The organism is Promicromonospora sp. MEB111 (assembly GCF_030209445.1).
In the GTDB taxonomy this organism is placed as follows: domain Bacteria; phylum Actinomycetota; class Actinomycetes; order Actinomycetales; family Cellulomonadaceae; genus Promicromonospora.
In genome coordinates this window covers 382,567-408,088 of record NZ_JARVSD010000011.1, presented here as the reverse complement: position 1 = coordinate 408,088, position 25,522 = coordinate 382,567, and the positions used below count along the sequence as shown (strand labels likewise).

The window sequence follows — 25,522 nt, the reverse complement described above, 5'->3', positions numbered from 1 at the left end:
AGGATCAGACACCGCAGGATCAGACACCGCAGGATCAGACACCGCAGGATCAGACACCGCAGGATCAGACCTTGACGGCGAGCACCGGGCACGGCGCCTCGACGAGGATCCGCTGCGCACCCGCGCCGAGGATGAGCTTGCCGACGGGGCTGCGCTTGCGAAGGCCGATCACGATCAGGTCGGCGCCGGTGCTCGTGGCCGCACGGATCAGGTCCTCGGCGAGGTCGCCGGTGCCCTCCTCGACGCGCACGTCGAGCCCGGCCGCCGGGCCGGTCGCGAGCTCGTCGAGCTCGGCCTGGCACTCGTCGACGGGACGCTTCCCGCTCGTGACGACGACCAGCGGGGCGTTGCGCTCCCGGGCCTCGGTGACAGCGGTACTGAGGGCCTCTCGGCCCTCGGGCGTGGCGAGGTGGCCGACGACGATCGTCATGTCAGCCGACGCTACCCCACACCGCGGCCCGGTCGATGCCGCACACGACGCTCCCGCCGCACTCACACCGCAGCCATCTCGTCCGATCCCGCCTCACCGTGGGGATCACCGTGAGGATCGCTGTGGGTGTCGCTGTGGGCGTCGCCACGGGGATCACCGTGGAAGAGGGCCTGCTCCCGCCGCACCCAGCCCGGCGGGACGCCGCCGACGATCGCGCTGCGCAGCAGGAGCGCGAGCCGGTAGTCCGGGTCCACGCCCAGCGCGTCCGACACCCGCTCGGCCGCCAGCCCGCCGTCGCCGTGCCACCAGGCCACGAGCGCCAGCAGCAGGTACGCCGGGGCCCGCCGGTTGCGGGGCACGTGCGTGACCACGGCCTCCAGCACGTCGCGGGCCGGGCGGGTGATGCCCTCGTCGGGCGGGATGCCCCGTTGCGGGTCGATGATCTGCGCCATGACGGCTCCGGTGGACCGGTCCGTGTCGCCGTCCGCCTCCCGCCGCGCGGTACGGAGCGCCGTCTCCGCCGTGCCAGGCGCAAGGCTGAGCAGCACCGCGTCCCGGACGGGCGTGTCCGCGAGCGCCGCACCGATCTTGCCCAGGTCCACCGGGGAGAGCGGCACGCGTTCGCCGGGTGTCGCACGCGCCGTGGCACGCACCGCGGCACGCCACAGGCCGAGGCTCTCCGCTCCCCAGTCGGCGAGCGCCCGCTCGGCCTGCGCGACCTGCTCGGCCCGCACGGCCAGGCCCCGGCCTGCGCTGCGTGCCGCGTTCCGGGCCGCGTTCCGGGCCGCCGTCCTGGCCGTGCCTCCGGCAGGGCTTCCGGCAGAGCTACTGGCAGAGCGTCCGGCGGAGCGTCCGGCCGTGTCCCCGGCTGGCCCCAGGCCGAACGCCGCGCCGTCGACGGGACCACCGTCGATCGGGCCACCACCGTTCGGGAACCTGGTCCGGTGCAGCAGCCGGCGGTAGGTGTCGGTCCAGCGCGCCGCAGCCCGCCGAGCCTGCGTGCGGGCGGCCTCGGGCGCGGCCCGCAGGGTGTACCGCTCCTCGCGGGTGCCGGCCACGGTGCGGCCCTCCAGGACCATGTGGGCGGCGACGCGGGTGCCCTGGAGCGCGGACAACGGCCGGCCCTCGGCCGGGCAGCACCTCGGGTCGGCGCAGTCGAGCGCCCGGAAGCCCGTCGGCGTCACGAGCCAGACCTCGGTCCCGGGGAGCCGCCGGTCGAGACGCGCCCGGAGCAGGTCCGCCGCGAGCCGCGCGGCGCCGGACCGCGCCGTGGCGTCCGTGGCGGTGTACAGCACCACGACGGCCCGGTCCGCGCCGTCGGCCACCACGTGGTCGGCGAGCCAGCGGGCCGTGGCGCCACCGTCGGGCCCGTCGGGGTCGCTCGGCCGGCGCAGGCGGAGGTCGGTCAGGTCGACCCGGGCCACCAGCCCCACCCGTTGGCGCGGGCCGGTCAGGCTCACCACCACCGCGGACTCGACCGGCTCGAAGCCGAGTCGGTACGGGACGTAGGCGAGGAGGTCCTCCGGCCCCGACACGCGGACGACCCGTTCGTTCGGGACCACCCCGGCGGCCGGTGCGGCAGGCGTCCGACCGCGGTCCGGACGCCGGCCGCGCGCCGGGGTGACGGCGCCGGGGACCTCCGTCCGGCGGATGTCGTCCTGGGAGATGCCGTACCCGGGGTCGGCGTTCGCCGGGATGTCGCGACGGGAGGCGTCGTTTGCGGGGCTGTCGTGAGGGGAGCTGTCGTTCGGGACGCCGTCCCGGTCCGTGCCGTTGTCGAGGTTCATGTGGACGATCTCAGCCCGCCGGCAGGACGGCGGCGCGCCCGGGCGGGCCGTGTGGACAACCGGCTTCCTGTGGTCGCGCTCGCTCCCGCACCGCCCCGTCCAGACGGTCTCATCACCGCACGCTGTCGTCACCCGGGCCTGTGCGGCTACCGTGTGCGACGTGCCCCGCTTCGCCACAGCCCGCCGCACGGCCGCGCTCGCCGCCGCCGTCGGGCTGGCGCTCGCCACCGGGGGCTGCGGCGCCGGGACCGAACAGTCCGCGGCGGGCAGCACCACCACCGGTGGCACCACCACCGGCAGCACCGCCGGCCCTGAGCCGGGCGGCGCCGCGACCGGCGGACCGACCGAGCTGCCGACCTTCGACCCGTCGTCCGCGGTGGCCACCTACGCGCAGGGGTTCCCGCCCGATCTGTTCCCCATGCCGAAGGACGCCACACTGCTCGCCTCGTCGGCGCAGCCCGTGCCCACGGCGTCGACGGGGTCGAAGACCAAGGCCGTCCCGATGACCCAGGTCACGCTCAACCTGTCGTCGAGCCGCCCGACGGACCAGGTGATCAAGCAGGCCGAGAAGATCCTCACGGGGCAGGGTTTCCGGCGGATCGACGCGCCGGAGGCGAGCGGCCTCACCGCGCAGACCGCGTTCCTGCGCATCACCAAGGAGAAGTCGGGCGAGGTGCAGGAGTCGCTCGTGGTGGGCGTGCTCGACGACGGGGAGCGGCGCCTCTGCTCGATCAGCGGCACCGTCCGCACCCCATAGGCTGGTGCCGTGCCCGCCTCACCTGTCCGTACCAGCCCCCGCGACCCCCGCCCCCTGAGCCCCGCCGCCCTCGTGGACGCCGAGCAGCTCCGCGGCGACGTCGACGCCGCGGTGAGCGCCCACCTCGCCCGGCTGACGGCCGAGGTCGGGGCGATCAGCCCGAGCGCCGAGGCCATGGTCGAGGAGGCGGCGGGTCTGCTCGCGGGCGGCAAGCGGCTGCGAGCCGCGTTCTGCTACTGGTCGTTCCGCGCGCACGGCGGATCCGCCGACCCGGCCGACCCCGCCCGCGTCGCGACCGTCCGGGTGGGCGCCGCGCTGGAGCTGTTCCAGGCCGCGGCCCTGCTGCACGACGACGTGATGGACAACTCCGACACCCGCCGTGGCCGCCCCACGGCGCACCGCGCGTTCGCCGCGAAGCACGCGGGCGCGGCGTGGGCCGGCGAGCCGGTGCGGTTCGGCGACTCCGCCGCCATCCTGATCGGCGACCTGGTGCTCCTGGCCGCCCAGCGCGAGCTGTCGGCGGCGCTCGCACCGCTGCCCGCGGCCGTCGCCGAGGCGACCCGCGCCCGCTTCGACGCGATGCAGAGCGAGGTGGTCGTGGGCCAGTTCCTGGACGTGCTGGTGCAGGCGGAGCCGTGGGGCCAGGACCCCGCCGCCGACGAGGAGCGCGCCCGGAACGTGCTGCGCGCCAAGACGGCGAGCTACTCCGTGGCCGCCCCGCTCGCGCTGGGCGCGCTGCTGGCTGGCGCGGGCCCGCAGGCGGCGGCCGGGATCGAGGCGGCGGGCCAACCGCTGGGCGAGGCGTTCCAGCTCCGGGACGACGTGCTCGGCGTCTTCGGCGACCCGGCCGTCACGGGCAAGCCCGCCGGTGACGACCTGCGCGAGGGCAAGCGCACGGTGGTCGTGGCCCGCACCCTGGCACTGCTGCCCGACGCCGACGGCCCTGAGGCGGCCGTGCTGGTCGCCGCGCTCGGCAACCCCGACCTGTCCGACGACGACGTGGCACGGGTGCGCGAGGTCATCGTCGGCTCCGGTGCGCTGGACGCGGTCGAGGAGCTCATCGCCGATCTCGCCGTCCGCGGCCACGCGCTGCTGGACCTGGCGGACCTGGCGGAGCCAGGCCGCGGCCTGCTCACCGACCTGGCCCACGCCGCGGTCGACCGGACGGCCTGAGCCTCACCCGGCCCAGCCTCGCCAGCCCAGCTCACCAGCCTCGCCAGCCCAGCTCACCAGGTCCAGAGGGTGACCTCTTCGCCCTTCTTCAGCTTCTCCCCCGCGACGGGCTCGGTCTCCTTGACGCCCTCGTCGAACAGCTCGCCGAAGCCGCGCACCACCGACGTGTAGCCGGCCTCGTCGAGCAGCGCCTGGGCGTCCTCGACGGACAACCCGACGACGTCGGGCACGGTGCCCTGGGCACCCATGCTGACCACGATGGTGACGGTGCTGCCCGGCTCGGCACCCTTGCCCCCGCCCGGCTTGGTGCGGATCACCGTCCCGGCCTCTGCCTTCTTGTCGAACGTGTCCTCCCGGACGACGTCGAACCCCTGGGCGACGAGCGCGTCCTCCGCCTCGCCCGCCGACAGGCCCGTCAGCTCGGGCACGGTCACCGGCGGGGGCCCGTCGGAGACGGTGAGCCGGACGGTCTCGTCGGTCGGCACGGTGCCGCCGTCGCGCACGGAAGCCCAGATCACCTGGTCGCGCGGCACGTCGGCGGAGTACTCGCGCGAGACCTCGACGTCGACGAGGCCGACGTCACCCAGCGCCGCCCGGGCCTGCTCCTCGGTCATGCCCACCAGCCCGGCAGGCACCTCGGCCACCTCCGGCCCGAGCGAGACCACCAGGCGCACGGGCTCGTCGCGCTGCGAGCGCCGCCCCTCGTCGGGGACCACCGAGATGACCTCGCCCTCGGGCACGTCGGAGTCGTGCTGCTCCACGTTCGACGACGTCAGCCCGGCCTCGGTCAGCGCCTCCTCGGCCTGAGCCACGGCCACGCCCACCACGCCGTCGGGGACCACCGCGTAGGCACCCGGGCCGTGCTCCGTGTACCACCAGGCGCTGAACAGGACCGCGACCAGCGCGACGCCCAGCAGGATCTTGCCGCCGCGGCGCGGCTGCCGCGCGGGTGGCGGCGGAGGCGGCTGCGGCGTCTGCTGCGGCACCGCCCACTGGCCGGCCGGCGGCCGCTCCACGACCGCGGTGCGCGCGGCCTTCACCGCGGCGGACGACGGCGGCGGCGCCACCTTGGCGGGGATGTCCAGCACCTCGTTGGGGATCTGCCGGAACGTGCTGCGCAGGGCGTCGAGCGCCACCGCGGCGTCGTGCGGGCGCCGGTCCGGGTCCCGCGCGGTGAGTGCCCGGACCAGGACGTCGAGCGGGCGGCCCAGGTGGCCGGCGAACGCGCTCACGGGCGGCACGTCGGTGTTGACGTGCGCGAACGCGACCTGGATGGGCCCCTCCCCCTCGTGCGGCAGGCGGCCGGTGAACAGCTCGAACGCGAGGATCCCCACGGCGTACACGTCGGCGCGCGTGTCGACGTGCCCCGTGGCGATGGTCTCGGGTGCGAGGTAGGCCACCGTGCCCAGGATCGTGCCCGTCGTCGTGTTCGACACCTCGGAGATGGCGCGGGCCAGGCCGAAGTCCGCCACCTTGGGCCGCCCGGTGCCCTCCTCCAGCAGCACGTTCTCCGGCTTGATGTCGCGGTGCACGATCCCCTTGGCGTGCGCCGCCGCGAGCGCGGAGAGCACCACGTCGAGGATCGCGAACGAGCGGCGCAGCGTGAGGTCGCCGTCGCGGATGAGCTGGCGCAGGTTGGTGCCCGGCACGTACTCCATGGTCAGGTAGCGCATGTCGCCGTCGGTGCCCTGGTCGTAGACGGCGACGACGCCGTGGTGCTGCAGGCCGGCGGCCGACCGGGCCTCGCGCTCGAAGCGCTGGCGGAAGCTCGCGGCCTGCTCCCCCTCCGCGAGGTGGGGGTGCATCACCTTCAGGGCGATCTCACGGTTCAGCCGCGTGTCGTGCGCGCGGTACACCGTGGCCATGCCTCCGCGCGCCACGCGCGCGACTATCTCGTACCGCCCGTCGACCAGGCGGCCGATGAGAGGGTCTGCCGTCACCTGAGCCACGGGTGGGAGTGTACGGGTGACCACCCACGGCCCGGCAGGAACGCGCATACCGGACGGCGGGCCGTTGCCGGATCGTTGCCGTGTCCCGGGCCCAGGCCTCGTCGCCTAGGCTTCTCCCGTGACAGATCTCGACGCCCTCGTGGGCGAATGGCTGACCCTCCCTGACCTCGCCGAGTCCCTCGACATCGAGGTCGGCAAGGCCCGCGGCCTGGTGAGCGACCGGCACGTCGTCGGCATCAAGCGTGGTGAGCGCACGACCTTCCAGGTCCCCGCCCTGTTCGTGCTGCCCGACGTCGAGGGACGCCCTGGCGTGATCCCGACGCTCCGCGGCACCATCATGGTGCTCTCCGACGCGCAGTTCACCGAGGAGGAGATCCTCGAGTGGCTGTTCACGCCCAACGACGAGCTCGGTGAGCGGCCCGTGGACGCCCTGATCGACGGCAAGCGCGCCGCTGTGCGCCGGGTGGCGCAGACGCTGCTCTGACGCGACCTGACCCGATCCTGCGGCGGGCCGCCCCTCGGGACGGCCGGCCGCAGGACTGCTGTCGGTGACCGCTACCGGCGGAGCATCTCCGCGACCTGGAAGGCCAGCTCCAGCGACTGCTGGTGGTTCAGCCGCGGGTCGACGAGCGTCTCGTAGCGCAGCGCGAGGCCGGCGTCGGAGATCTCCTCGCTGCCGCCGAGCACCTCGGTGACGTCGTCGCCCGTGAGCTCCATGTGCAGGCCGCCCGGGACGGTGCCCAGCGCCTTGTGCACCTCGAAGAACCCGGCCACCTCGTCGAGCACGTCCGTCAGCCGGCGGGTCTTGTAGCCGCTGTCCGACGTGATGGTGTTGCCGTGCATCGGGTCGGTGACCCAGGTGACGTTCGCGCCGGACCACGTCACGGCCTCGACCAGGGACGGCAGCACGTCGCGGACCCGGCCCGCGCCCATGCGCGTGATGAACGTGAGGCGGCCGGGCACGTTGTCCGGGTTGAGCCGCTCGGTGAGCGCCAGCGCGTCGTGCGGCGTCGTCGTCGGGCCCAGCTTCACGCCGACGGGGTTGGCGATCCGGGACATGAAGTCGACGTGGGCGCCGTCGAGCTGACGCGTGCGCTCGCCGATCCACAGGAAGTGCGCGCTGGTGTCGTAGGCGTTGCCGGTCCGCTGGTCGGTGCGGGTCAGCGCCCGCTCGTAGTCGAGCACCAGGGCCTCGTGGCTCAGGAAGAACTCGACGGAGCGCAGCGCGTCGAAGTCGGCGCCGCACGCGTGCATGAACCGGATGGCCCGGTCGATCTCGTCCGCCGTCTTCTCGTACCGCGCGTAGGCGGGGTTGCTCATGAAGCCGCGGTTCCACTCGTGCACCTGCCGCAGGTCGGCGAAACCGCCCTGCGTGAAGGCCCGCACGACGTTGGCCGTCGCCGACGAGATCCGGTAGGCCTGCTCCAGCCGCTCCGGGTCGGGGATCCGGGCCTGCGGCGTGAACGGGAAGCCGTTGATCATGTCGCCGCGGTAGGCGGGCAGCGTCTCGCCGTCGCGCGTCTCGGTGTCGCTGGAGCGCGGCTTGGCGTACTGGCCGGCCATGCGGCCCATCTTCACCACGGGCGTGCTCGCGCCGTGGGTGAGCACCACCGCCATCTGGAGGATGGTGCGGATCTTGTTGCGGATGCGGTCGGCGTTCGCCTCGGCGAACGTCTCCGCGCAGTCCCCGCCCTGGAGCAGGAACGCCTCGCCCCGGCCGGCGGCGGCGAGCCGCTCGGTCAGGGTGTCGGCCTGTGCGGGCACCACGATGGGCGCGGCCTGGGCCAGGCGGCCGGTGGCGGCCGCCAGTGCGGCCGGGTCCGGCCACGTGGGCTGCTGGCGCGCCTCCAGCGTGCGGTAGTGGTCCAGCCCCGCCGGACCGGCGGCGCGCTCGGCCGGGTCGGCGACGGTGCTCATCGACCCGCCGTCCGCGGTGCCGGTGCTACCAGCAGTGCCGGTGCCACCTGTGACGCCAGTGGTGCCCGCACGGTGCTCAGTGCTCCGCGGGAGCGGCCGGCACGAGCGGCTGGCCGATCTCGGCGAGGATCTGGCCGAACCACTCCTGCGAGACGTCGAACGCCTTGCCGCCGGCGATACGCGGGAACGCGATGGCCTTGAGCCGGTCACCGTCCTCCTCGTCGTGGCCGATGACGCCGGACTCGCCGCGCAGCGCGCACTCGACCGCGTAGTCGGTCATCGACTTGATGAGGCGCAGGTCCTCGGAGTTGGCGGCCGCGGCGCGCGAGAAGTAGCCCGACTTCTGGACCATGACCTTCTCGGCGCCCAGCTTCTCCGCGAACTGCTTGGCGAACCACTGGCCAGGGTTGATCGTGTCGAGCTTCACGTGCCCGAACGGGTCGCGCTCCACGGTCTCGCCCGCCGCCTCGAGCTGGGCCACGATCTCGTGCATGCCCGCACCCTCCGACAGGAAGATGTTGACGTTGCCGATCTCGTCCATGACGCCGCGCAGGCGCTTGGCCTCGCCCTCCAGGTCGATCTCGAGCTCGGGCAGGAACACCGCGTGCACGTCCCAGCGCTCGCGCGACAGACCCAGGGCCGGTGCCCACTCCTGCTCGTCGAGCCAGCCGCGGTAGGACTGCGCCGTGGCCGCGGTCAGCCAGCCGCAGTGGCGGCCCATGACCTCGTGCACGATCAGCATGCGCGGGCCCACGCGGTTCTCGCCGATGACGTTGGCCGCGAACTTCGCGCCCTCCTCGGCGGCGGTCCACGCGCCCAGCGACTGCTTGATCGGCACCACGTCGTTGTCGATCGTCTTGGGCAGGCCCACGACGGTCAGCTCGTAGCCGTTCTCGTGCAGGTAGGCGGCGAGGTCGGCGGCCGTCGTGTTGGTGTCGTCACCACCGATGGTGTGCAGCACGTCCACGCCGTCGGCCTTGAGCTGCTCCGCGGCGACGTGCAGCGGGTCCTGACCCTCCTGCACGAGGCCGCGCTTGACCGCGTCCTTGACGTTGGTCAGCTTCACGCGCGAGTTGCCGATCGGCGAGCCGCCGAACTTGTGCAGGACGTGAGCCTGCTTGCGAGCCTCGTCGTCGATCTCGATCTTGTTGCCCGTCAGCAGGCCGTGGTAGCCGTGCAGGTAGGCAATGATCTCGATCTCGGGGTCGAGCTCGGTGTAACGCTCGATCAGACCGCCGACCGAGGACGACAGGCAGGGCGCGAAGCCGCCGGCGGTCAGCAGGGCCACACGACGAACAGCCATCGGAGGAGCACCTCTCATCAGGGAACTTTCGGGGGCGCCGCCGCCGGCGATCGCCCGCGCGGCACCCTTCGTCGTCATCCTACTGAGCGCCGGGGGCAGCGCTCGGCACGTCCGGTGACTGAGCACGTCCGGACGGGCGCTGTCGGACGGCGTCCCGCGCATGAGAGAATGGCGGTGAGCCTCCCGGCGCCCAGCGGCCCGGGAGGCTTTCCGTTATGACGAACTCACCACGCACGGCGAACTCACCAGGCACGACGAACTCACCGCAGACCCCGCCGGCACGACTGACGATCCGGCCCACCACCAGCAGCGACCAGCCGGTCCTGGAGCGGCTGTGGCTCCTGTTCCGGCACGACATGTCCGAGGTCTCGGGCGCGCTGCCCGATGCGACCGGTCAGTTCCGGCGCGAACGGCTGGACGCGGCGTTCACCGACCCGGGCTGGCGCGGCGTCGTCGCGCACCTGGAGCCCACCGGCGCGGCGCCGTCGCCGGTCGGATTCGCCCTGGTGCGCGGGCTCGACGGGCCGACCCGCGTGCTCAGCTCGTTCTTCGTGGTGCGCGGCGTGCGGCGCATCGGCGTCGGGCGGGAGCTCGCGGCCCACGTGCTGGCCGCGTTCCCCGGCCGCTGGGACGTCGCTTTCCAGGACGCCAACCCGCCGGCGGTGCGCTTCTGGCGGGCGGTGGCCACGGACGCCGTCGGCGCGGCCTGGACCGAGGAGCACCGCGCCGTCCCGGGCCGCCCGGACCTGCCGCCGGACACCTGGATCTCGTTCACGACGAGCTGACCCCGCCCGCTTCAGACACGCCTCAGACACGTGTCAGACCCACAGGTCACCCAGGTGACCTGTGGGCCTGACACATGCTCCGACACGAGCGAGGGTCGGCCGGCCTCAGTTGAGGAGGTGCAGGCTGTCCTTGTTCTTGTCCGCGTACAGGCGCTCGACGTCGGCGTCGAAGTCCTTGAGGAACACCGCCCGCTTCACGCTCTGCTTGGGGGTGAGGTACCCGTTCTCGATCGTCAGGTCGCCCGCCAGCACCGTGTACTTGCGGATCGACTCGGCCTTCGAGACCGCCTTGTTCGCCCGCTGCACCGCGCCGTCGAGGGCCGCGAGGACGTCCGGGTCCTTGCGGGCCTCGTCGACCGACATCACCGGCTTGCCGTGCATCTTCAGCCAGCCCGGCAGGCCCTCGGCGTCGAGCGTGAAGAGCGCCCCGATGAACGGCTTGCCGTCACCGACGACGACGCACTGGCTCACCAGGGCGTGCGCGCGGATGCGGTCCTCCAGCATCGAGGGCGCCACGTTCTTGCCGCCCGCCGTGACGATGATCTCCTTCTTGCGGCCGGTGATCGTGAGGAACCCGTCGTCGTCCAGCACGCCCAGGTCGCCCGTGCGGAACCAGCCGTCCTCGGTGAACGCCTCCGCCGTGGCGGCCTCGTTCTTGTGGTACGCCCGGAAGATGTGGTGGCCCTTGAGCAGGATCTCGCTGTCCTCGGCGATCTTGACGCCGCAGCCCGGGAGCTGCAGGCCGACCGAGCCGATCTTCGTCGCCGTGGGACGGTTCACGCTGGTCGGCGCGGTGGACTCGGTGAGGCCGTAGCCCTCGAGCACCTTGAGGCCCAGGCCCCGGTAGAAGTGGCCGAGCCGCTCGCCGAGCGGGCCGCCGCCGGACACCGCGAACTCCGCGCGCCCGCCGAGCTTGGCGCGCAGCTTGGAGAAGACCAGCGCGCTGGCGACCGCGTGCTGCAGCCGCAGGCCCAGCCCCGGGCCCGACGGCGTGTCGAGCGCCCGCGACCACGCGATGCCCGTCGCCGTGGCCCAGTGGAAGATCTTGGCCTTGCCGCCGGCCGCCGCCGTCTGCTCGGCCGTGTTGTAGACCTTCTCGAACACGCGCGGCACCGCGAGGATGAAGGTCGGCTTGAACTCGCCCAGGGCGTCGACCAGCGTGGACGTGTCGCCCCAGTGCCCGGTGACCACACCGCCCGCCACCGCGAGCACGTGGATGTAGCGTGCGAACACGTGCGCCATCGGGATGAACAGGAGGGTGCGTCCGCCCTCCTTGGCGAACACCTCCGGCACGGCCTCGACGGCGTTCACGGCGAGCGACGCGAAGTTGCGGTGCGTCAGCTCGGCGCCCTTGGGGCGACCCGTGGTCCCCGAGGTGTAGATGATCGTGGCCAGGTCGTCGAGCCCGGAGAGACCCCGGCGCCGGGCGATCTCGTCGTCGGGCACGTCCGCACCCTCGGCCGCGACCGCGTCGAGCGCACCGTCGTCGATGACGAGCACGTCGGTCACGAGCGGGACCGCGTCGCGCACCTCGGCGACGGTGGCGGCGTTGGCCGGGGTCTCGGCGAAGACCACCTTCACCTCGGCGTCGGACAGGATCCACTCGACCTGCTCGGCCGAGGACGTCTCGTAGACCGGGACGGGCACCGCGCCCGCGGCCCACGCCGCGAAGTCCAGCACGGCCCACTCGTACCGCGTGCGGCACATGATGCCGACGCGGTCCCCGGGCTCGATCCCGCGGGCCACCAGGCCCTTCGCCACAGCGACCACCTGGGCGTCGAACTCGCCGGCACTGACGACCCGCCAGGGCTCGCCCTTCCCCGCAGGAACCTCCATCATCGGCTTGTCGGCGCCGGCGCCGACCCGCTCGGCGAGCACATCGTTGAGATTGGAGGTGGGGGGCAGCTCGATGAGGATCGGGCTGAAGATCTCGTCCATTCTGACTCCAGTGGCAGTACTGACCGTGCCTGCAAAGATACCGGGAAACGGACTCCGCGTGTTGCACTCCTCGCGGTCGCTACCCTGGGTGTGCGCACCTTCTCGGTGCAGCCCCCTTCTGGACGGTCCTCGCGGCCGTCGCGCAACGAGAGAACGTGAGGACGAATGCACGCCATCGGGGTCGACATCGGCGGCACCAAGATCGCTGTGGGAGTCGTCGACGAGGAGGGCAAGATCCTCGCCCAGGTGCGCCGGGAGACCGACGCCGACGACGTCGCGCACATCGACCGGGCCATCGCGGACGCGTGCAACGAGCTCGTCAAGGAGCACGAGGTGGGAGCGATCGGCCTGGCCGCGGCCGGCTTCGTGAGCCCCGACCGCACATCGGTGAACTTCGCGCCCAACATCGCCTGGCGCGAGTACCCGCTGGCCGCGAAGGTCGCCGAGCTCGTCGACGCCGACCTGCCGATCGTCGTGGAGAACGACGCCAACGCCGCCGGCTGGGCCGAGTTCCGGTTCGGCGCGGGCCGCGAGGCCACCGACATGCTGATGCTCACCGTCGGCACCGGCCTGGGCGGCGCCGTCATCTCCGAGCGGGAGCTCGTGCGCGGCAAGTGGGGCATGGCCGCCGAGGTGGGGCACATGCGCGTCGTGCCGGAGGGCCACTACTGCGGGTGCGGCCACGAGGGCTGCTGGGAGCAGTACGCGTCGGGCAGCGCCCTGGAGCGTGACGCCCAGCACGCCGCCGTCGCCCGGGTGGACCAGGCGGACCGCCTGCTGGAGCTCGCGGGCGGCGACCCGGAGAAGATCCGGGGCAAGATGGTGACCGAGGCTGCCCAGGAGGGCGACGAGCTGTCGATCGAGCTGCTCGCGACCCTGGGCCGCTGGATCGGCGAGGGATCCGCGTCGGTCGCGGCCCTGCTGGACCCCGAGCTCATCGTGATCGGCGGCGGCGTCGGCGCGGCCGGCGACCTGCTGCTCGGCCCGGTGCGCCGCGGCTTCGAGGCGCAGCTCTCCGCGATGGGCCACCGGCCCGTGGCCAAGATCGAGCTGGCCGAGCACGGCAACGAGGCCGGCATCGTCGGCGCGGCGGACCTCGCCCGGCGCTAGTCCCCCCTGGGCCCGTACCGGCCCGGAACGAGTCAGACCCACAGATCACCCGGGTGATCTGTGGGTCTGACTCGTTGCAGCCTGCGGCTCCGCTCCGGGCGAGATGCCTCGTTCCTCGGCCCTCACCCTGCGCTGCGCCTCCGGCTCACGCGATATTTTCTGTCGTCCGAACCTGCGGCTCCGCTCCGGGCGAGATGCCTCGTTCCTCGGCCCTCACCCTGCGCTGCGCCTCCGGCTCAGACGACGGCACCCGGTCCGTCGTCGTCGGGGTCGCGCTGGTGCGGCATCCGCCAGATCAGCACGCCCAGGCCGGCGACGAACAGGCCGAGCCCGATCTGACCCGCCAGCGGCGGGATCGAGACGGCCGGCACCGCCGCGGAGACGATCATGCCGATCACCGCGAGCACGGGCACGCCGACCACGAAGCTCCACGCCATGGTGAGCAGCGGGTCGCGCGACAGCAGCGCGGGCGGCTCGGGCGGCGTGAAGTGGGACTCCGCCTCCTCGAGCGCCTCGGCGTCGGGCGACAGGGGCCAGTCGCGCGGGCCCGAGGGCGTGCGCGACCCGGACGCGTCCGACGACGAGCCCGGTCCCGTGCCCGGTTCGTCGGCCGCGTCACCCGTGCTCGTCCAGTCGCCGCCGGCCCAGCCGCCGTCCGACCAGCCGCCCACCTGGCGGCCCTTGCCGACGCCCCGGTCACCGGTCTCGTCGTCGGCCCGGGTGCCGGGCGCACGACCGCGAGCGCCGTCGTCGTCGCTGCCCTCGTCACCGGGTCGCGATGTCTGAGAGGATTCGGCGGACTTCTCCGCGCCGTCGGTGTCCCCGTCGGCCCGAGAGACGTCCATGTCGCCAAGCGTGGCGACGATGTCGGCCCAGCGCGATGCCACGTCGTCGTCGCCCAGCTCGCGTGGGGTGTCGCCGGGCACGTCGTCGTCTCGGTCGTCGGTGTTCGATGCGGCCATGGGCACACTCTATTGTCGTCAGGGGGCCCGCGGGGGCGGGTCTTGAGGAGGAATCTTGTTCTACTGGGTGATGAGGAACGTGCTGGTCGGCCCGCTGCTGCGCCTCGCGTACCAGCCGTGGGTCGTCGGCGGCAAGAACGTGCCCCGGACCGGCGCCGCGATCGTGGCCAGCAACCACCTGGCGGTGATCGACTCGTTCATCCTGCCGCTCCTGATCTCGCGCCGCGTGACCTTCCTCGGCAAGTCCGACTACTTCACGGGCAAGGGCCTCAAGGGCAAGATCGTGGCCTGGTTCATGACCGGCATCGGCGTCATCCCCGTGGACCGCTCCGGCGGCGCCGCCAGCGAGGCCGCGCTGCGCACCGGACTGCGCGTGCTGCGCGAGGGCAGCCTGTTCGGCATCTACCCCGAGGGCACCCGCAGCCCCGACGGCCGCCTCTACAAGGCGAAGACGGGCGTGGCCCGGATGGCGCTCGAGTCGGGTGCCCCGGTCATCCCCGTCGCCATGGTCGACACCGACGTCGCCCAGCCGGTGGGCCGGACCATCCCCACGTTCATGCCGCTGGGCGCCGTGATCGGCGAACCCCTCGACTTCAGCCGGTACAAGGGGATGGAGAGCGACAAGTTCGTGCTGCGCGCCGTCGCCGACGAGATCGAGTACGCGATCCTGGCCCTGTCCGGTCAGGAGTACGTGGACGCGTACGCGGCCAGCGCCAAGGAGCGCGCGGCCCGCGGCGAGCCCGCGATCCCGACGGCGGAGGAGGGCCCGGGCGGCCTGCCCCTGCCGGAGGTCGAGAAGCCGCGCCGGCCCAAGCGCTGACCGGCCCGGCCTCCGGCCCGAACGCCGCTCCCCCTACTTGATGCCCGTGGTCGCGATCCCCTTGACCAGGTACCGCTGTCCGAGCAGGAACGCGAGGAACAGCGGCACCAGCGACAGCACCGACATCGCGAACATGCCGCCGAAATTCGACTCCGACGTCGCGTCGAGGAACGCGCGCAGCGCGAGCGACACCGTCCAGTTCTCCTGCGACGTCAGGTAGATCAGCGGCCCGAAGAAGTCCGACCACGTCCAGATGAACGTGAAGATCGTGGTGGTCGCCAGCGCCGGGACCATCAGCGGCAGGATGATCTGCCCGAAGATCCGAAGGTGGCCGGCGCCGTCCAGCCGGGCGGCGTCGTCCAGCTCGCGCGGGATGCCGCGGATGAACTGGACCATCAGGAAGACGAAGAACGCGTCGGTGGCCAGGAACTTGGGCACCACGAGCGGCAGGAACGTGTTGATCCAGCCGAGCTGGGCGAAGATCACGTACTGCGGCACGATCACCACGTGGACGGGCAGCATGATCGTCGCCAGCATCACCGCGAACCACAGGGTGCGCAGCGGGAACCGCAGGCGCGCGAACGCGTAGGCCGCCAGCGAGCAGGAGATCAGGTTGCCGAGGATCGCCCCGACCGAGAGCACCGCGGAGTTCAGGAAGTACCGGGTGAACGAGTACCGGTGGGCGTCCCAGCCGGAGGCGTAGTTCTCGGCGGTCGGGTCGGTCAGGAGGATCGAGAGGTCGCGGAAGATCTCGTCGTCGGGCCGCAGCGACGCGACCACCAGCCAGATCAGCGGGTAGACCATCAGCAGCGAGAGCACCAGCAGCCCGGCGTGCTTGAGCACGCTGCGGACCTGGCGGCGCAGCACCGGTGGCCGCGGCGCGGGCACCCGCGCAGGCGCCGACCGGGAGACAAGGGCGGGGTCGGTCGTCTCAGTCGTCATAGAACACCCAGAACCTCGACAGCCAGAAGTTGAACGCCGTGAAGGCGCAGATGATGGTGAGCAGGAACCACGCCATCGCGCTCGCGTAGCCCATGTTCAGGTTCCCGAAGCCCTCGCGGTACAGGTACAGCGTGAAGAAGAGCGTCGAGTCGCTCGGCCCGCCGGTGCCGCCCGAGACGATGAACGCCTGCGTGAAGGTCTGGAACGCGAAGATCACCTGGAGCACCAGGTTGAAGAAGATGATGGGGCTGAGCAGCGGCAGCGTGATGGACACGAACCGCCGGCCGGGCGAGGCGCCGTCGACCTGCGCGGCCTCGTGGTACACGGCCGGGATCTGCCGCAGGCCTGCCAGGAAGATCACCATCGGTGACCCGAAGGTCCAGATGTGCAGCACGATGATCGTGCTCAGCGCGGTGGACGGGTTGGAGATCCAGCCCGGGCCGTCGATGCCCACCAGTGCCAGCACCCAGTTCACCAGCCCGTCCGTGCCGAACACCTGGCGCCACAGGATGGCGACGGCGACCGACCCGCCCAGCAGGGAGGGCAGGTAGAAGACGGACCGGTAGAACGCCAGCCCCCGCATGCCGCGGTCCAGCAGCAGGGCGATCGCGAGCGCCAGCGCGAGCTGGAGCGGCACGGACACCACCACGTAGACCACCGTGACCCGCAGGGAGGCCCACAGCCGGCGGTCGCCGAGCATGTCCGCGTAGTTCTCCAGCCCGATGAACTGGGCGGGCTGGAGCAGGTTGTAGTCGGTCAGCGACAGGTACGCCGAGGCCAGGATCGGGCCCACGGTGAACGTCACCAGACCGATCAGCCAGGGGGTCAGGAAGGCGTAGCCCGCCTTCGCGTCGGGGTAGCGGATCTTCCGGGCGGCGGTCCCGTCCGGCCCGGGTGCCGGACGGCGCCGTCCACGCGCCAGGGTGCGCAGCTCACCGATGCTGCTCACGCAGGACCTCCTCGTCCTCGACGTGCCCCCGTTCTTGGGCGCCCGCCTTCGAAACCGTTCTGGATAACGATTGCGGGAAGTGAAGCACAGATCGTTGACACGATTCAATAGCCCCGCATACGTTGACGCCCACCATCACGGACCCGATCGCAATGAAGCGAGGCGCAGGGATGCGAAAAGCACGTGCAGGTTCCAGGCGCACGACGACGGCGCTGGTCGCCGCCGGTGCGACGCTCACCCTCCTGACGGCCGGCTGCGCCGTCGACCCGGCCGGAGCCGGCGGAGGCGGGGGCGGCGAGTACGACCCCGACGAGGAGGTCACGCTCCGGCTGAGCTGGTGGGGCGAGGCGGACCGGAACGCGACCACAGACGACGTCGTGGCCGACTTCATGACCGAGCACCCCAACATCACCGTCGAGACCGAGCCCAGCGACTTCGAGTCGTACTTCGACAAGATCGCCACCTCCACCGCCGCGAGCGACGCGCCCGACGTCATGGCCCTCGGCGGCGCCTACCCGCTGGAGTACGGGGCCAAGGGCGCGCTCGTGGACCTGGGCACCCTGGGCGAACAGCTCGACATGTCGGCCTTCAACGAGGCCGCCCTGTCCGGCGCCACGTACGAGGACGCCGTCTACGGGGCCCCGACCGGCGGCAACGCGATCGGCCTGCTCGCCAACCCCCGGATCTTCGAGGAGGCCGGCGTCGAGCTGCCGGACGACGAGACGTGGACCTGGGACGAGTTCGCCGACCTGGCCGCCGAGATCTCGGACGAGCACCCCGACGACGACACCTACGGGTTCGAGATGCAGGTGACCGACATCCTCGGCAGCTACGCCGGGCAGCGCGGCACGGGCATCTACGACTGGGACGGACAGCTCGCCGTGGACACCGACACCCTCGTGGACTTCTGGGACCTGGAGCTGGGCCTCGTCGAGTCGGGCGCGCAGCCGTCCGCCGAGGTCACCACGGAGTTCCAGGGCCAGTCCCCCGAGCTCACGCTGATGGGCACCGGCAAGGCCGCGATGGGCTTCGTCTACTCCAACCTGCTGGGCACCTACGCGGACGCGTCCGGCGACGACCTGGTGCTGCTGAAGATCCCCGGCGAGCAGGAGTTCGAGCACCCCGGCGTCACCGTGCTGCCCTCGCAGTACTGGGCCGTCTCGTCCCAGTCGGAGCACCCGGAGGCCTCGGCCCTGCTCGTGGACTACCTGGTCAACAGCCCGGAGGCGGGCAGCAAGATCCTGGCCGACCGCGGCCTGCCGTTCAACACCGAGGTGTTCTCCGCCATCGAGGGCGACCTCTCGCCCAAGGACGCGGAGTCCGGCGCGTACGTGCAGGAGATCGGCGAGACGGCCGAGCCCGCTCCCCCGCAGCCGGAGGGCGGCTCGATCCTCAACGACACCACGATCCTGTACGACTCCGAGGTGCTCTTCGGCACCATGACACCGCAGGAGGCGGCCGAGGCGTGGACCGCGGACATGTCGGCGGCACTCGAGTAGCCCGGTGCCCCTGACCCCCGAACGGCTCGCCGCCGGTACGTCTCTGCGCGTCACCGGCGGCGAGCGCGCCGCGGCGCTCGCCGCCACGTGGCACGCGGCGCTGACCGACGTCGCCGCGTGCGTCCGCCCGCTGCCCGGCTCTCCCGCCGGGGCGGACGGCGGCGCGCCCACCGAGCCCCTCACCGAGCCCCTCACCGCGGCCCTCACCGAGGGCGGCCCCTACCCGGGCTGCTGGCTGGAGAGCACGGGCAGCATCAGCACCGAGGTCCTGGGCCGGTTCGCGCCCGGCGTCGCCCGCGACACCCACCTGCTGCTCGCCCGCGGGGCGCGTGACGACGGCCTGCTGCCCTACAAGGTGACGGACGACGGACCCGCCCACGCGCAGATCCAGCGCGTCACACCGCTGGCCAGGAGCGTGTGGGAACAGTACCTGCGGACAGGATCGGGCCCCGGGGACAGCGGCGCCGGAAATCGCGACACCGACTACCTGCGTGAGATGTACGCGGCCCTGGCCGCGGACGACGCCTGGGTCGCCGAGCACCGGGACACCCGCGGCACCGGCGGCGTCGAGGCGTTCTGCACCTACGACACCGGGCACGACGCCTCGCCCCGGTTCTGGCACGTCCCCGACACCTGCCCGGACGGCGACCCCGCGTGCTTCGACGCGGCGCACCCCCTGCTCCCGTTCGTCGCCCCCGACCTGACCGCCGAGGCCTACGCCCGCCGCGTCCATCTCGCCCGGGCCGCCGAGGATCTGGGCGAGGACCCGCGCCCGTGGCGGACCGCGGCGTCGGACAGCCTCGCGGCGCTGGACCGCCTGTGGCACGCCGGCGACGAGACCTGGTACGACCGGGACGCAACGGGCGAGCCGGTGCGGATCCGCACGGACGTGCTGCTGCGGGTCCTGGCGTGCGGGGTGGGCGACGACGCGCTCTTCGACCGGCTGCTCCGCCGGCACCTGCTGAGCACCCGCGGGTTCCTGGCACCGGCCGGGTTCACCTCCGTGGCCCTGGACGACCCCCGGTTCGACCGCGACGCGACGCGCAACTCGTGGGGCGGGCCCGTAAACTTCCTCGCGCTGCTGCGCGCCCCGCGCGCGTTCGAGGCGCACGGGCGCACCGCCGAGCTGGCCCGGGCGCTGCGCGGGGCGTTCGACGCCCTGCTGCGGGCCGACCGGTTCCCCCAGACCCTCGACCCGTGGACCGGCGACGCCGGGTACGGGTCGGGCTACTCCCCCGCCGCGCTGTTCTTCCTGGACGCGGTCGAACGGTTCTTCGGCGTCCTGGAGCTGCCCGACGGCGGCGTGCTGTGCACCGGCCTGTCCGCCGCCGACCCGGGCCGGTGGCCGGGCGTGGAGTCGCTGACCTACGAGCGGCCCACGCGCTCCGGCGTCTGGGCACAGACCGTCGCGGGCGACCGGGTCGCGGTGACCCGCGACGGCTCGCCGTGGCTCGCCTTCCCGGTGGGCTGGCGGGTCGAGCTGGCGCCGTCGGGCGAGGTGGTGGCGGTGACCGGGGTGTCCGGCCGCCCCGTCGCCGGGACCCTCACCCTGCCCGACGGCACCCGCACGGACCTGACCCTCGCCCCGAACGAGCGCGTGGCGCCGCGCTGACCGCGCCGCGCCGCGCCGCTGCCAGAAGAACCGCCGGCCTAACGAACCGGCGCCGCGGTGGAGCTCCGCACCACGAGGCTGGTCGCGAGCTCGGTGCGCAGGGTGTGCCCGCTCGCGGTGCGGGCGCGGTACACCAGGTCGACGGCGGTGGCGCCCATCTCGGCGAGCGGCTGGCGCACCGTGGTGAGCGCGGGGTCGATCCACGGCGCGATGGGCAGGTCGTCGAAGCCCACGAGCGAGACGTCGCGCGGCACGACGAGCCCGGCCTCGCGCAGGGCCCGCAGCGCCCCGAGCGCCGTGTCGTCGCTGCTCGCGAAGATCGCGGTGGGCGGGTCGTCCAGGCCCAGGAGCCGCTGCGCGCCCTCGTACCCGGAGGTCACGCCGTACGCGCCCACGTGGACGAGGTCGTCGTCGGTGGTCAGACCCGCCCGGATCATGGCGGCGCGATAGCCCGCGAGCCGCGCGATGGCGTTGTCCTGCTCCAGCGCGCCGGTGATGGTGGCGATACGCGTGTGGCCGAGGGACAGCAGGTGCGCCGTCGCCTCCAGCCCGCCCTGGAAGTTGGTGGCGCCCACGCTGAGCATGCCCTCCGGCGGGCGCTGCCGCGGGTCGACGACGACGAGCGGCGTGCCGGTCTGCTCCAGGGCGCGCCGCGCCTCGGCGTCGGGCACCGCGACGATGCTGACCAGGCCGTCCGTCCCGCGTTCCAGCGCGTGCCGCACCCAGGCGCTGCAGTCGTCGGGGTCGGGCTCGACCGCCAGGACCACGTCGAGCCCGAACCGGCGGGCGCCGGCCACGGCGCCGCGGACCACGGCCTCGGACCACGTCCCCTCGAAGTCGACGATGCGGACGTCGATCATGCCGGTGGGCTTGGCCTGCGGCGGGCGCACCTCGTAGCCGTGCCGCGCCAGCGCCTCGGTGACGCGGGCCCGGGTCTTGCCGGACACGTCGGGCCGGGCGTTGAGGACCTTGGAGACCGTCGGGACCGAGACGCCCGCCTCGGCCGCCACGACGGCGAGCGGGATGTGCGGCTGGTCGGTTGCCATGGGTCCTCCGTCGGACATCGGTGAAGCAAGCGTTTCCGAAATCAGGATGGTAGCCCATCCCGTCGCATGCCCCTGTAAACCAAGCGGTCGGAGGCTAGCGGCCGATTGACACCATCCGGCGGCCCGTCTAACCTCCCGGGGTCTTTCCGAGATTCGGCTTCGAAATTTCGGAAGCAGGTCAACAAAGGAGTGATCGTGAACAGGACACCTCGCCTCGCCGCAGCGGCGACGGCGTCGACCCTCACGCTGGCCCTCGCCCTGACCGGGTGCGGACGCAGCGACGAGGCCGGCACCACGGCAGACAGCGCCAGCAGCATCTCGGAGGGTCCCGCGACGGGCACCGTCGAGGTCTGGGCGATGGGCACGGAGGGTGAGCTGCTGCCCGAGCTCGCCGAGCAGTTCGAGGCCGACAACCCGGACGTCACCGTGAACGTGACGCCGGTGCCGTGGGAGTCGTCCACCGAGAAGATCAACACCGCCATCGCCACCGGCGAGGTGCCCGACGTCATGCAGGTCGGCACCACCCTGATGAGCGGCTTCGTGGGCCTGGACGGCCTGGCGCCCACGCCCGAGGACATCGACTCCTCGGCGTTCTTCCCGGGCGCCTGGGAGACCACCGAGGTCGACGGCACCTCGTACGGCGTGCCGTGGTACGTCGAGTCGCGCGTGCTGTACTACCGCACCGACCTCGCCGAGGAGGCCGGTGTCGAGGCGCCCGCGGACTGGGCGGGCCTCACCGACTTCGCGGCCGGGCTGCAGGACGCCGGGGCCGAGCACGGCATCGCGCTGCAGACGCGCGGCAACTCGACCGCGCTGATGTACTTCCCGTTCTACTGGCAGGCGGGCGGCGAGATCCTGGACGACGCCGGCGAGTTCACGCTCGACAACGACGCCCAGGTCAAGGCGCTGGAGTACTACTCCTCGTTCATGCGCGACGGGCTCGCCCCGCCGGTGCTCGTCGAGGAGGAGAAGGTGCAGAACTTCATCGACGGCAAGCTCGGCTCGTTCGTCTCGGGCCCGTGGGAGCGCGCCAACCTGCTGACCACCGCGGGTGACGACTTCGCCGACAAGTTCGGCGTGGTGCCGCTGCCCGCCGACGAGGCGACGGCGTCGTTCATCGGCGGCTCCAACCTCGCCGTCCTCGCGGACGCCGCGAACCCCGACTCCGCCTGGAAGTTCGTGCAGTTCGCCACCGACCCGGCCACCCAGGTCGACTGGTTCGGCATCTCGAACGACCTGCCGGCCGTCCAGGCCTCGTGGGAGGACCCGGCGCTGGCCGACGACGAGGCCGTAGCCATGTACCAGGGCGTGCTGGAGACCGCGCGCTCCACCCCCGCGATCCCCACCTGGTCGGAGATCGAGCACGAGCTCGACCTCATCATCGAGCAGACCATCGCGGGAGACCTGACCCCGGAGGAAGCCGCCGCCAAGATGCAGGAAGCGGCCACCTCGATCGGGACGGGCCTGGACTGACCCGTGGCTATCTCCGCACGCCGCCGCCGCACGGGCCTCGCCGCCTGGGGCTTCGCGCTGCCCTTCACGATCCTGTTCGCCGTGTTCATGCTGGTCCCGGTGGCGTCCTCGCTGTACATGGCGTTCACCGACATGCACGGCGCGGACCTCCGGACGCCCTGGGCCGTGAACTTCGTGGGGTTCGACAACTTCGCGGCCGCGCTGGCCGACCCGAAGTTCCAGCAGGCCGCCGGCAACACGCTCTACTTCGTCGGGGTGGCCATGCCGCTCACGCTCGGGGTGGCGCTGCTGCTGGCGGTCCTGCTGAACTCGGGCCTGGTCTGGTTCCGGTCCGTGTTCCGCGTGGGCTTCTACGCCCCGGTCGTGACGTCGATCGTCGCGGTGGCGGTGGTGTGGCGGTTCCTCCTGCAGCCCGACTTCGGGCTCGTGAACTCGGCCCTCGGCCTGGTCGGGATCGACGGGCCGCGCTGGCTCACCGACGAGGTCTGGGCCATGCCGTCGCTGATCATGATGGCGACCTGGCGCAACGTCGGGTACTCCATGGTGATCCTGCTGGCCGGGCTGCAGGGCATCCCGCGCGACCTGTACGAGGCCTCGGCCATCGACGGCGCGGGTGCCGTGCGGCAGTTCCGGTCCATCACGGTGCCGCTGCTGCGGCCCACCCTGCTGTTCTGCGCCGTCATCACCGGCATCGGCTACCTGCAGTTCTTCGAGGAGCCGTTCGTCATGACGCAGGGCGGGCCGCTCGGGGCCACCAACTCGGTGGCCTACGAGGTCTTCAACCAGTTCGGGTTCGGGAACTACGGCCTGTCGGCCGCGATGAGCTACGTGTTGTTCGTCGCCATCGTGATCCTGTCCTACCTCCAGTTCCGCCTGCTCAGGACGGAGAAGTGATGACGGTCCTGTCCGAGCGGTCCGGCACGCGCCGCACCGCCCCGCGCCCCTCCGCCCCCAGCCGGCCCGCCGCCCGCCGCTTCACGCCGCGCGCGATCCTCCTCAACGTCGTGCTCCTGCTGGGCCTCGCGGCCTCGTTCGGGCCGCTCGTGTGGATGATCGTCTCCTCGGTCAAGCCCGAGGGTGAGATCCGGCAGTTCCCGCCGACCCTGTTCCCCGAGCAGCCCACGTGGGACAACTACACCGAGCTGTTCGCGACGCTCGACTTCCCGCGGTTCTTCGCCAACTCGGTGGTCGTGGCGCTGGTCGTCACCGCCGGGTCGGTGCTGTTCAGCGCCATGGTCGGCTACGCCCTGGCCAAGCTCGACTTCCCCGGCCGCCGCGCCCTGTTCCTGCTGATCATGGGCACGCTGATGGTCCCCGGCATGGTCACGTTCGTGCCGCTGTTCGTGCTCGTGGCCAACCTGGACCTCATCAACACCTACGCGGCGCTGATCCTGCCGTTCCTGGCGGCGCCGTTCGGCGTGTTCCTGATGCGGCAGTTCATGCTCGACATCCCGGACGAGCTGCTCGACGCCGCCCGCGTCGACGGCGCCGGCGAGTTCCGGACGTTCTTCGCCGTCGTGCTGCCGCAGACGAAGCCCGCGCTGGCGACGCTCGGCATCCTGACGTTCCTCGGGTCCTGGAACAACTTCCTGTGGCCCCTGGTCGCCGTCCAGTCGGCCGACAAGTACACGCTGCCCGTGGCGCTCGCCCTGTACTCCACGGGCCAGAACACCGTGCAGTACGGCCTGCTGGTGGCGGGCGCGACCGTCATCGTGCTGCCCATCCTCATCGTCTTCCTGGCCCTGCAGCGCCACATCGTGCAGGGCATCTCGACCACCGGGCTCAAGTAGCCGCACCACCCAGCCCCACCACGCCAGCCGCACCACCCGAGGAGTTTCTTCCGTGACCGAACAGATCACGCTGCCCACCGCACCCGAGTTCCTGTGGGGCGCCTCGACCGCCGCGCACCAGATCGAGGGCGGCAACACCAACAGCGACTGGTGGGCCAAGGAGCACGTCGCCGGGTCGCTGTGCGCGGAGAGCTCCGGCGACGCCGTCGACAGCTACCACCGCTACCCGGAGGACATCCGGCTGCTGGCCGACGCCGGCCTGAACGCCTACCGCTTCTCGATCGAGTGGGCGCGGATCGAGCCGGCCGAGGGCGAGTTCTCGCGGGCGCAGCTCGACCACTACCGGCGGATGATCGACACCTGCCTGGAGGCGGGCGTGACGCCGATGGTGACGCTCCTGCACTTCACGCTCCCGCGGTGGTTCGCCGAGCGCGGCGGCTGGTTCGCGCCCGACGCCGTCGACCTGTTCAGCCGCTACGTCGAGACGGCCAGCCAGATCCTGGGCGACGTCCGCCACGTGGTGACCATCAACGAGCCCAACATCACCTCGATGATGCTCGGCGCGAGCCGGCGCACCAACCTGGACGCCGCCGGGCTCGCCGCCCCGGACCAGGCCGCCTCCGAGATCCAGGCCACCGCTCACCGGCGCGCCGTCGACATCCTGCACGGGCTGGGGCACGTCAAGGCCGGCTGGACCATCGCGAACCAGGTGTTCCAGGCGGCGCCCGGCGCCGAGGAGGCCCGCGACGCCTACGCCTACCCACGCGAGGACTTCTTCCTGGAGGTCGCGCGCGGCGACGACTTCGTGGGCGTGCAGAGCTACCTGCGCACCATCATCGGGGCGGACGGCGAGCCCATCCCCTTCGGCGACGACGTCGAGAAGACGCTGACCGGCTGGGAGTACTACCCGCAGGCGCTCGGGGAGGCGCTGGAGTACACCCACAAGATCACCGGCGGCGTGCCGATGATCGTCACCGAGAACGGCATGGCCACGGCCGACGACGCCCGCCGCATCGACTACACGACCGGCGCCCTGCAGGGCATGGCCCGCGCGATGTCCGCGGGCTGCCGGGTGGACGGCTACCTGCACTGGTCGCTGCTCGACAACTACGAGTGGATGAGCGGCTTCCGGCCCACGTTCGGGCTGATCGCCGTGGACCGCACCACCTTCGAGCGCACGCCCAAGCCGAGCCTCGCGTGGCTCGGCAAGGTCGCGCGCACCGGAGAGCTGCCCGCCTGACCCGCCCGGCACCGCCGGGCTGATGCACCGCTGGACCGCT

At 72.4% G+C, this 25,522-nt stretch carries 22 protein-coding genes; 12 read left to right on the top strand and 10 right to left on the bottom strand.

Going from position 1 to position 25,522, the window contains the following annotated elements; genetic code table 11:
* Window positions 1-64: 64 nt before the first annotated feature.
* Together QRN56_RS14570 and QRN56_RS14565 are read right to left on the bottom strand one after the other, a co-directional pair.
* Entirely contained in the window at window positions 65-430 is a 366-nt protein-coding gene (locus QRN56_RS14570) for a universal stress protein (protein WP_285104389.1), read from the bottom strand.
* Window positions 431-492: 62 nt separating this feature from the next.
* Complete coding sequence (locus QRN56_RS14565; protein WP_285104387.1) at window positions 493-2,217, bottom strand: DUF4192 domain-containing protein; 1,725 nt, start codon at window positions 2,215-2,217, stop codon at window positions 493-495.
* A gap of 160 nt (window positions 2,218-2,377) precedes the next feature.
* Here QRN56_RS14565 and QRN56_RS14560 point away from each other — a divergent pair, with 160 nt between their 5' ends.
* Both QRN56_RS14560 and QRN56_RS14555 read left to right on the top strand, forming a co-directional pair.
* The gene (locus tag QRN56_RS14560) at window positions 2,378-2,974 is read left to right on the top strand and encodes a hypothetical protein (protein ID WP_285104385.1); all 597 of its coding nucleotides are present in this window, start codon (window positions 2,378-2,380) and stop codon (window positions 2,972-2,974) included.
* Window positions 2,975-2,983: 9 nt separating this feature from the next.
* Entirely contained in the window at window positions 2,984-4,147 is a 1,164-nt protein-coding gene (locus tag QRN56_RS14555; RefSeq protein WP_285104384.1) for a polyprenyl synthetase family protein, read from the top strand.
* Window positions 4,148-4,200: 53 nt separating this feature from the next.
* Here the strand turns inward: QRN56_RS14555 and pknB are convergent, their stop codons facing one another.
* Window positions 4,201-6,096, bottom strand: coding sequence for a Stk1 family PASTA domain-containing Ser/Thr kinase (gene pknB / locus QRN56_RS14550; RefSeq protein WP_285104382.1), 1,896 nt, complete (start codon window positions 6,094-6,096; stop codon window positions 4,201-4,203).
* Window positions 6,097-6,214: 118 nt separating this feature from the next.
* Between pknB and QRN56_RS14545 the strand changes: the two genes are divergently transcribed.
* Complete coding sequence (locus QRN56_RS14545) at window positions 6,215-6,580, top strand: Rv2175c family DNA-binding protein (RefSeq protein WP_285104380.1); 366 nt, start codon at window positions 6,215-6,217, stop codon at window positions 6,578-6,580.
* A 71-nt stretch (window positions 6,581-6,651) separates the two neighbouring features.
* Here the strand turns inward: QRN56_RS14545 and QRN56_RS14540 are convergent, their stop codons facing one another.
* Entirely contained in the window at window positions 6,652-8,013 is a 1,362-nt protein-coding gene (locus QRN56_RS14540; protein ID WP_285104378.1) for a class II 3-deoxy-7-phosphoheptulonate synthase, read from the bottom strand.
* A 76-nt stretch (window positions 8,014-8,089) separates the two neighbouring features.
* On the bottom strand, window positions 8,090-9,316 hold the full coding sequence (locus tag QRN56_RS14535) for a pyrophosphate--fructose-6-phosphate 1-phosphotransferase (RefSeq protein ID WP_108495681.1): 1,227 nt from the start codon (window positions 9,314-9,316) through the stop codon (window positions 8,090-8,092).
* A 215-nt stretch (window positions 9,317-9,531) separates the two neighbouring features.
* Between QRN56_RS14535 and QRN56_RS14530 the strand changes: the two genes are divergently transcribed.
* Window positions 9,532-10,101 (top strand): GNAT family N-acetyltransferase, encoded by a 570-nt coding sequence (locus QRN56_RS14530; RefSeq protein WP_285104377.1) that lies wholly within the window; start codon window positions 9,532-9,534, stop codon window positions 10,099-10,101.
* A 105-nt stretch (window positions 10,102-10,206) separates the two neighbouring features.
* Here QRN56_RS14530 and QRN56_RS14525 read toward each other — a convergent pair whose 3' ends face one another.
* Window positions 10,207-12,039, bottom strand: a complete 1,833-nt coding sequence (locus QRN56_RS14525) for an AMP-dependent synthetase/ligase (RefSeq protein WP_285104376.1) — start codon at window positions 12,037-12,039, stop codon at window positions 10,207-10,209.
* 165 nt (window positions 12,040-12,204) lie between these two features.
* On the opposite strand from QRN56_RS14525, the gene QRN56_RS14520 reads away from it, so the two are divergent.
* The gene (locus QRN56_RS14520; RefSeq protein WP_285104375.1) at window positions 12,205-13,149 is read left to right on the top strand and encodes an ROK family glucokinase; all 945 of its coding nucleotides are present in this window, start codon (window positions 12,205-12,207) and stop codon (window positions 13,147-13,149) included.
* A 236-nt stretch (window positions 13,150-13,385) separates the two neighbouring features.
* Here the strand turns inward: QRN56_RS14520 and QRN56_RS14515 are convergent, their stop codons facing one another.
* The gene (locus QRN56_RS14515; protein ID WP_285104373.1) at window positions 13,386-14,111 is read right to left on the bottom strand and encodes a hypothetical protein; all 726 of its coding nucleotides are present in this window, start codon (window positions 14,109-14,111) and stop codon (window positions 13,386-13,388) included.
* A gap of 55 nt (window positions 14,112-14,166) precedes the next feature.
* On the opposite strand from QRN56_RS14515, the gene QRN56_RS14510 reads away from it, so the two are divergent.
* Window positions 14,167-14,931, top strand: coding sequence for a lysophospholipid acyltransferase family protein (locus tag QRN56_RS14510; protein ID WP_285104371.1), 765 nt, complete (start codon window positions 14,167-14,169; stop codon window positions 14,929-14,931).
* A gap of 33 nt (window positions 14,932-14,964) precedes the next feature.
* Here QRN56_RS14510 and QRN56_RS14505 read toward each other — a convergent pair whose 3' ends face one another.
* Window positions 14,965-15,873, bottom strand: a complete 909-nt coding sequence (locus tag QRN56_RS14505; protein WP_285104368.1) for a carbohydrate ABC transporter permease — start codon at window positions 15,871-15,873, stop codon at window positions 14,965-14,967.
* Window positions 15,863-16,738: a carbohydrate ABC transporter permease gene (locus QRN56_RS14500; RefSeq protein ID WP_502928803.1), complete on the bottom strand. Its 876-nt coding sequence runs from the start codon at window positions 16,736-16,738 to the stop codon at window positions 15,863-15,865. Before QRN56_RS14500 ends, QRN56_RS14505 begins: the two co-directional genes overlap by 11 nt.
* Window positions 16,739-16,992: 254 nt before the next feature.
* Here QRN56_RS14500 and QRN56_RS14495 point away from each other — a divergent pair, with 254 nt between their 5' ends.
* Both QRN56_RS14495 and QRN56_RS14490 read left to right on the top strand, forming a co-directional pair.
* The gene (locus tag QRN56_RS14495; RefSeq protein WP_285104365.1) at window positions 16,993-18,321 is read left to right on the top strand and encodes an ABC transporter substrate-binding protein; all 1,329 of its coding nucleotides are present in this window, start codon (window positions 16,993-16,995) and stop codon (window positions 18,319-18,321) included.
* Between the two features lie 4 nt (window positions 18,322-18,325).
* Entirely contained in the window at window positions 18,326-19,933 is a 1,608-nt protein-coding gene (locus QRN56_RS14490; RefSeq protein ID WP_285104364.1) for an MGH1-like glycoside hydrolase domain-containing protein, read from the top strand.
* Between the two features lie 38 nt (window positions 19,934-19,971).
* On the opposite strand, the gene QRN56_RS14485 is transcribed toward QRN56_RS14490, so the two are convergent.
* The gene (locus tag QRN56_RS14485) at window positions 19,972-20,979 is read right to left on the bottom strand and encodes a LacI family DNA-binding transcriptional regulator (protein ID WP_285104362.1); all 1,008 of its coding nucleotides are present in this window, start codon (window positions 20,977-20,979) and stop codon (window positions 19,972-19,974) included.
* 195 nt (window positions 20,980-21,174) lie between these two features.
* On the opposite strand from QRN56_RS14485, the gene QRN56_RS14480 reads away from it, so the two are divergent.
* The 4 genes from QRN56_RS14480 to QRN56_RS14465 are packed head-to-tail and all read left to right on the top strand — an operon-like array spanning window position 21,175 to window position 25,482.
* Window positions 21,175-22,452, top strand: coding sequence for an extracellular solute-binding protein (locus QRN56_RS14480; protein ID WP_285104360.1), 1,278 nt, complete (start codon window positions 21,175-21,177; stop codon window positions 22,450-22,452).
* 3 nt (window positions 22,453-22,455) lie between these two features.
* Complete coding sequence (locus QRN56_RS14475; RefSeq protein ID WP_285104359.1) at window positions 22,456-23,346, top strand: carbohydrate ABC transporter permease; 891 nt, start codon at window positions 22,456-22,458, stop codon at window positions 23,344-23,346.
* Window positions 23,346-24,242 (top strand): carbohydrate ABC transporter permease, encoded by an 897-nt coding sequence (locus tag QRN56_RS14470; protein ID WP_285104357.1) that lies wholly within the window; start codon window positions 23,346-23,348, stop codon window positions 24,240-24,242. Before QRN56_RS14475 ends, QRN56_RS14470 begins: the two co-directional genes overlap by 1 nt.
* 52 nt (window positions 24,243-24,294) lie before the next feature.
* Window positions 24,295-25,482: a glycoside hydrolase family 1 protein gene (locus QRN56_RS14465; RefSeq protein WP_285104355.1), complete on the top strand. Its 1,188-nt coding sequence runs from the start codon at window positions 24,295-24,297 to the stop codon at window positions 25,480-25,482.
* Window positions 25,483-25,522: the final 40 nt, after the last annotated feature.

What these genes read in the sequence shown, in the direction of transcription:
- QRN56_RS14570 (WP_285104389.1), bottom strand. Translation starts at nt 430, where the DNA reads ATGACGATCGTCGTCGGCCACCTCGCCACGCCCGAGGGCCGAGAGGCC.
- QRN56_RS14565 (WP_285104387.1), bottom strand. Translation starts at nt 2,217, where the DNA reads ATGAACCTCGACAACGGCACGGACCGGGACGGCGTCCCGAACGACAGC.
- QRN56_RS14540 (WP_285104378.1), bottom strand. Translation starts at nt 8,013, where the DNA reads ATGAGCACCGTCGCCGACCCGGCCGAGCGCGCCGCCGGTCCGGCGGGG.
- QRN56_RS14535 (WP_108495681.1), bottom strand. Translation starts at nt 9,316, where the DNA reads ATGGCTGTTCGTCGTGTGGCCCTGCTGACCGCCGGCGGCTTCGCGCCC.
- QRN56_RS14530 (WP_285104377.1), top strand. Translation starts at nt 9,532, where the DNA reads ATGACGAACTCACCACGCACGGCGAACTCACCAGGCACGACGAACTCA.
- QRN56_RS14525 (WP_285104376.1), bottom strand. Translation starts at nt 12,039, where the DNA reads ATGGACGAGATCTTCAGCCCGATCCTCATCGAGCTGCCCCCCACCTCC.
- QRN56_RS14520 (WP_285104375.1), top strand. Translation starts at nt 12,205, where the DNA reads ATGCACGCCATCGGGGTCGACATCGGCGGCACCAAGATCGCTGTGGGA.
- QRN56_RS14515 (WP_285104373.1), bottom strand. Translation starts at nt 14,111, where the DNA reads ATGGCCGCATCGAACACCGACGACCGAGACGACGACGTGCCCGGCGAC.
- QRN56_RS14505 (WP_285104368.1), bottom strand. Translation starts at nt 15,873, where the DNA reads ATGACGACTGAGACGACCGACCCCGCCCTTGTCTCCCGGTCGGCGCCT.
- QRN56_RS14495 (WP_285104365.1), top strand. Translation starts at nt 16,993, where the DNA reads ATGCGAAAAGCACGTGCAGGTTCCAGGCGCACGACGACGGCGCTGGTC.
- QRN56_RS14485 (WP_285104362.1), bottom strand. Translation starts at nt 20,979, where the DNA reads ATGGCAACCGACCAGCCGCACATCCCGCTCGCCGTCGTGGCGGCCGAG.
- QRN56_RS14470 (WP_285104357.1), top strand. Translation starts at nt 23,346, where the DNA reads ATGACGGTCCTGTCCGAGCGGTCCGGCACGCGCCGCACCGCCCCGCGC.